Below are 1,566 nucleotides of genomic sequence, written 5' to 3' on the forward strand. Positions count from 1 at the left end.
GAGGCTTCGGTAGTTTGTGTGACAAGGGGCTAGCCTAGGCAGCAACGCTCTTCGCTCCCTTCACGCCCTTCTTCCTCGCCTTCACCGGGCGACCCGGGAGCTGGGGCTGGCAGTCGCCGCACCTGAGCATGAGCAGGGCCACGAGGTTGTCGGTGTTGCGGAAGCCGTAGCCCATCCTCACCGTCACCTTGATCTTGTTGTTGATGGCCTCTACGCGCCCGTTGCTGATGCCGAGCTCGACTGCGGCGATGATGTCGTCGCGCCGGCGGCGCACCTTCTTCTCCACGGCGACGACCTTGGCGATCTTGCAGTAGGCGGCCCTGTGCATCCAGTCGTCGAGCAGCTCGGCGGCCTCGGAGCCGTCGGCTGCCCGGAAGACGGCCCGCAGGTCCTCCTTGAGCTCCCAGGCCCTGACCAGCCGCGAGCCGGCCCTCTTCTTGAGCGCCTCGAGCCTCGCCCTCTGGCCGTCGGTGAGGTCCTCGGGGTTCTTCACGAGCGCGTAGCGGCTGCCCTTGATGGAGGCCGCCTCCTCCTCGAGCGCCCTGACCTCCTCGGGCGGCAGCTCGCCTTTGGCAGGCCTGCCGCGCTTGCCCTCGGGCCTGGGCCTGGCGGCCCTGGCGGCGGCCCTGGCGGCGTTCCACTCCTCGCAGCGCACGGCGTCGAGCGCGTCGTTCATCCACTGGACCACGTGGAAGGGGTCCATGACCCACCTCGCGTTGGGGCAGCGGCGCTTGACCAGCTGCCTTATCCACCTCGCGCCGTCGGCGGTCACCACCTCTATGGCGCGCCTCTGCTCGCGCGTGAGCTCGTCGAGGAACAGGTTGAGCACGTCCTTGCCGGTGCCCTCGTGCGCCCAGATGAGGCAGCCGCGGTCGTGGTCGACGACCACCGTGACGTACTTGTGGCCCTTCTTGTACGACGTCTCGTCGATGCCGATGCGGCGCACGCCGTCGAACCTCGAGGCGCCGCGCGCGGCCTCCAGCTCGGCGTAGACGCGCCTGCACACGCCGCCCACGCTGTGCCACTCGACGCGGGCGAGCTCGGAGACCGCCGAGGCGGTGCAGCGGACCGCCAGCCACGCCACCCAGTCCTCGAAGTCGCGCGTGAAGCGCGCCCCGTGCCGCGCCCAGGGGACGGCCTCGGTGCGCACGCCGTGCTCCGGGCAGCGCACCCTGCAGGGCGCGTACTCCAGGTAGCAGGCCGAGCGCGCCAGGTCCATCGCCCTCCACAGCCTGGGGGCCCCGCGGTTCGCCATGTCGTAGAAGTCGCAGGCCCTGCCGCATACGGGGCAGCGGCGCTGCTCGCGCTTGTAGGGCCGGACGCTCACGACGATGCGCTCGGCCTCGATGCGCGCGCCCAGGACGACCGTGCGGGCCAGACCGAGGGCGAGAAGTAGTAGACTCTTCATGCGTCACACCTCTTCGGTTGTCTGAATTTGGCTTAGCAATCATAGGCGGATGACGCGGAAACGGCCCCTCCCGGGGCCGTTTCAGTTCCAGATCGTTGTTTTCGCCCGCTGAGCTGGGCCTATGCCGGAATCTCTCCCACAGAAACCACCGAAGAGCC

The 1,566-nt window shown here is 69.1% G+C and carries 1 protein-coding gene; it reads right to left on the bottom strand.

The genetic code is table 11. The features are described 5' to 3' along the window. Positions 1 to 34: 34 nt before the first annotated feature. Positions 35 to 1,408: an ISL3 family transposase gene (locus F8C90_RS10720; RefSeq protein ID WP_066660379.1), complete on the bottom strand. Its 1,374-nt coding sequence runs from the start codon at positions 1,406 to 1,408 to the stop codon at positions 35 to 37. Between the last annotated feature and the right edge of the window lie 158 nt (positions 1,409 to 1,566).

Source organism: Ellagibacter isourolithinifaciens (genome assembly GCF_008831035.1).
Classification (GTDB): domain Bacteria; phylum Actinomycetota; class Coriobacteriia; order Coriobacteriales; family Eggerthellaceae; genus Ellagibacter; species Ellagibacter isourolithinifaciens.

Excerpts from the sequence above, each read along its gene's own strand:
- F8C90_RS10720 (WP_066660379.1), bottom strand. The coding sequence starts at position 1,408 with ATGAAGAGTCTACTACTTCTCGCCCTCGGTCTGGCCCGCACGGTCGTC.